This is a genomic window from Kribbella sp. (assembly GCF_035655035.1).
In the GTDB taxonomy this organism is placed as follows: Bacteria; Actinomycetota; Actinomycetes; order Propionibacteriales; family Kribbellaceae; genus Kribbella.
The window spans coordinates 1-3,655 of sequence record NZ_DASRVN010000425.1 but is presented as its reverse complement, the minus strand read 5'-3'; the positions used below and the strand labels follow the sequence as shown (position 1 = coordinate 3,655).

The following is a 3,655-nucleotide window of genomic DNA, read 5'->3' as shown; positions in this document are numbered from 1 at the left end:
GGCCGACCGTTGGCACGGATGACGATCTCGGAGGTTTGACATGTCTAATCGCGTACTGCGTGGTTCGGGGCTGGGTGGGGTCAGCTTCGAGGATGACCGTGGTGTCGAGTTCGCGCCGCGCCAGATGATCACGTACGACTGCCCCCGCGGCCACGTGGTCGAGGTGACCATGGCGCACGACGCCGAGGTGCCCGCGGTCTGGGAGTGCCCGCACTGCGGCAGCGAGGCCGCCCGCTCCACCGGCGAGAAGCCGGAGCCGAAGCAGGAGAAGCCGGCCCGTACGCACTGGGACATGCTGCGCGAGCGCCGGAGCATCTCGGAGCTGGAGGAGCTGCTGGCCGAGCGGGTCGAGCTGCTCCGCAAGGGTGAGATCGGCCCGGCGCACCTGCACCGGACCAAGCGCACCGCCTGAGCCGTACCCCGGGGAACCCTCATCGCAATGGCGCGGTGAGGGTTTCTTCTTGCGCCGATTTGCCTAAAGCCTTTAGGTATCTACATAATGAGGTATGGCAAGAGTCGGGTTGAGCGGTGCGCGGCTGGCGCAGGCGGGCGCCGAGTTGGCGGACGAGGTCGGCTTCGAGCAGGTCACCGTCTCGGCCCTGGCCCGGCGCTTCGACGTACAGGTCGCGAGCCTGTACTCCCACGTTCGCAACTCCGACGACCTGAAGACCCGGATCGCCACCGTCGCCCTCACCGAACTCGCCGACCAGGCATCGGCCGCCCTCGCGGGCAGAGCCGGCGCCGACGCCCTGACCGCCATGGCCGACGTCTACCGCACCTACGCCCACCAACACCCCGGCCGCTACACCGCCGCCCGCCACACGCCGCCTGCTACGAACTCAGCTGAGTACATAGCCGCGGGGCGAAGGCATTCGGAGCTCTGGCGGGCGGTGCTGCGGGGTTACGACCTGGGCGAGCCCGCGCAGACGGACGCCGTACGGCTGATCGGGAGCGTGGTGCACGGCTACGTGACCCTCGAGCTCGCCGGTTCCTTCAGCTACAGCGCGCCGGACAGTGCCGACAGCTGGCCCCGCATCCTCGACGCCCTCGACACCCTCCTTCGGACCTGGAGCCGACCATGATCACCGTCCCCATCACGAGCGACCTCCTGCGCGGCGTCCTCGACCTCGAGCCGACCGCCCGCGGGCTGATGCCGCACCGCCTCCCCGCCTGGGCGCGGACGCAGTACGACGACCCGCAACTGGAGATGGTCGACTCGCAGCCGTCCGGAGTACGGCTCGTGTTCCGTACGGCGGCCACCTGGATCGAGCTCGACACGCTCCCGACGAAACGCGACTACGTCGGCGCTCCCCCGCGCCCGGACGGCGTGTACGACGTACTCGTCGACGGCCGGCTGTTCACCCAGCTGACCGCCCCCGACGGCGACGTGATCACGATCAACCTGATGACCGGCGCCACCGAGACCCGGGACGGCGCGCCGCAGACGCTCCGCATCGACGGCCTCGCCGCCGTACCGAAGACCGTCGAGATCTGGCTCCCGCACAACGAGACCACCGAACTCGTTGCCCTGCGCACCGATCAGCCGGTCGAGCCGGTGCCGTCCGGCCGCCGCGTCTGGCTGCACCACGGCAGCTCGATCAGCCACGGCTCGAACGCGACCCACCCGACCGGTATCTGGCCGGCTCTCGCCGCCGCACAGGCCGGCGTCGAGCTGGTGAACCTCGGCTTCGGCGGCAGCGCGTACCTGCAGCCGTTCTACGCCCGGACGATCCGCGAAACGCCCGCCGACCTGATCAGCCTGAAGCTCGGCATCAACATCGTGAACTCGGACAGCTACCGCCTGCGCAGCTTCACGCCCGCGGTGCACGGCTTCCTCGACACGATCCGCGACGGCCACCCGGACACGCCGCTGCTGGTCATCTCCTCGATCCTCTGCCCGATCCACGAGGACACCCCCGGCCCCACCGGCTGGAATCTGGAGGCCCTCGCCGCCGGCGAGATCCGGTTCAGCGCGACCGGCAACCCCGACGAGGTCCCGGCCGGCAAGCTCACCCTGGCGGTCATCCGCGCGGAGCTCGACCGCATCGTCGCCCAGCGCGCGCTGACCGACCCCAACCTGCACTACCTCGACGGCCGCGCCCTGTACGGCGAACCGGACAACGCCGCGCACCCGCTGCTCGACGACCTGCACCCGGACGCCGCGACCCACGAGCTGATCGCCGACCGCTTCACCCAGCACGCGTTCACCGCGAAGGGCCCGTTCGTCTAGCTCCGGTCCCGGGCGGCGGTCACGAGGCTCGGCTGCAGGCGTCGTACGACCTCCAGGTGGTCGTTGGTCCACAGGATCCGGATCGCGGTCGGCGTCGCCTGGTCGTTGGCGTCGTACAGATCGTTCCGTACGGCGTCCACCAGGCGCGTCTTCGTCGGGTAGTCGTGCGGCAACGGATCCGGTACCGGCGCCCGGCCGTCGAGCGCGCCCGCGAGTTCCGAGTACCACTGGAGCAGCCGGTCCGCCGAGGCGAGCAACGCCGCCTGCGCCGCGTCGCGGTCGTCCGACGGCGGCCGCCCGTCGGCGTACCGCTCCCAGAGTTCGAGTACGGCGTCGGCGGCGAGCCGGACCGCGACCACGCCCGTGACGAGCGCGGTCATCTCGCTCAACGGGACCATCTTCGCGCCACGTTCGGCGAGGTACGTCCGGAACGTGTCGTCCAGCCTCCGCGCCGCGGCCGCCGCCCGGCGCCCGTCCTGCGGCGTCCGCGGACCGGGCGCGCAGCACGACACGGCGTACCCGACGACGCTGACGAGGTACTGCGCGCTGTCCTCGTACGCCTCGGCCAGCGCCTTCCCGACCGCCTTCGACGCACCGCGCGGCCAGAACAGCAGGCCGACCGCGACACTCACCGCGCAGCCGAGCGCGATGTCGCCGATCCGGAACAGGATCAGCGACCAGCCCTCCGGCTGCGCGATGTTGAACAGGATCACGAGCGTCACCGTGAACGCGGCCTGCCCGGTCGCGAACGAGATCGCGGCCGGTACGATCCCGGCCGCGAGTACCGCGACGGGAAGCAGGATCCACAACGCCGTCCGGTTGTCGCCGATCAGCTGCAGCAGGAGGGCGCCGATGATCGAGCCGACGACGGTGCCGCCGATCGCGCGGTACGCGTTCTGGCCGGTGCTCAGCGCGTTGGACCGCAGTACCGACAGCGTCCCGAGGATCACCCAGAAGCCGTGCTCCACCCCGGTCAGGTTCGCGAGTGCCACCGCCGCGGCGAGGCCGACCGCGCCGCGGATGCTGTTGTGCAGCCAGACCGAATGCGGTTCGAGGTGCGCGGTGGCACGTTCCGCGGCGCTGGTGACCGGCCCCGCGAGCGCGCTCGGCTCGCGGCCGAGCAGCCGGTCGGTCCAGGAGCGTTGATCGGCCCGCCGGGCGGTCTCGACGTTCTGCGCGATCAGCAGCACGCCGAACGCGACCTCCTGGGCCCGAAACGAGACGTTCAGGCTGCCGAGGAGGTCGGCTTCGGAACGGTACGTCGACGGCAGCCGGTCGACGGCGCCGTCCTCGAGCTTCGACACCGCGTCGCGGAGCTGCTCGGTCGCACTTGTCAGATCGTCGACAATCCGACGAGGGTTCTCCAGCAGCTCGGCCCCGCACTCGAGCACCTGCGCGGCCGCCAGGTGCACGGCCGCGGCGTCC

General features: G+C 70.9%; 4 protein-coding genes. 3 read left to right on the top strand and 1 reads right to left on the bottom strand.

Going from position 1 to position 3,655, the window contains the following annotated elements:
* Nucleotides 1–40 precede the first annotated feature (40 nt).
* The 3 genes from VFF46_RS23530 (at nucleotide 41) to VFF46_RS23520 (ending at nucleotide 2,230) form a co-directional block, all read left to right on the top strand.
* Nucleotides 41–412, top strand: coding sequence for an RNA polymerase-binding protein RbpA (locus tag VFF46_RS23530; RefSeq protein ID WP_130448290.1), 372 nt, complete (start codon nucleotides 41–43; stop codon nucleotides 410–412).
* A gap of 94 nt (nucleotides 413–506) precedes the next feature.
* Complete coding sequence (locus VFF46_RS23525; protein WP_325039361.1) at nucleotides 507–1,082, top strand: TetR/AcrR family transcriptional regulator; 576 nt, start codon at nucleotides 507–509, stop codon at nucleotides 1,080–1,082.
* On the top strand, nucleotides 1,079–2,230 hold the full coding sequence (locus VFF46_RS23520; RefSeq protein WP_325039360.1) for a GDSL-type esterase/lipase family protein: 1,152 nt from the start codon (nucleotides 1,079–1,081) through the stop codon (nucleotides 2,228–2,230). Before VFF46_RS23525 ends, VFF46_RS23520 begins: the two co-directional genes overlap by 4 nt.
* Here the strand turns inward: VFF46_RS23520 and VFF46_RS23515 are convergent.
* A partial coding sequence (locus VFF46_RS23515) for an FUSC family protein (RefSeq protein WP_325039359.1) occupies nucleotides 2,227–3,655 on the bottom strand: 1,429 nt, incomplete at its 5' end. The two genes, VFF46_RS23520 and VFF46_RS23515, sit on opposite strands and share 4 nt — an antisense overlap.

Coding starts and splice junctions, on each gene's coding strand:
- VFF46_RS23530 (WP_130448290.1), top strand. CDS start 41: ATGTCTAATCGCGTACTGCGTGGTTCGGGGCTGGGTGGGGTCAGCTTC.
- VFF46_RS23525 (WP_325039361.1), top strand. CDS start 507: ATGGCAAGAGTCGGGTTGAGCGGTGCGCGGCTGGCGCAGGCGGGCGCC.
- VFF46_RS23520 (WP_325039360.1), top strand. CDS start 1,079: ATGATCACCGTCCCCATCACGAGCGACCTCCTGCGCGGCGTCCTCGAC.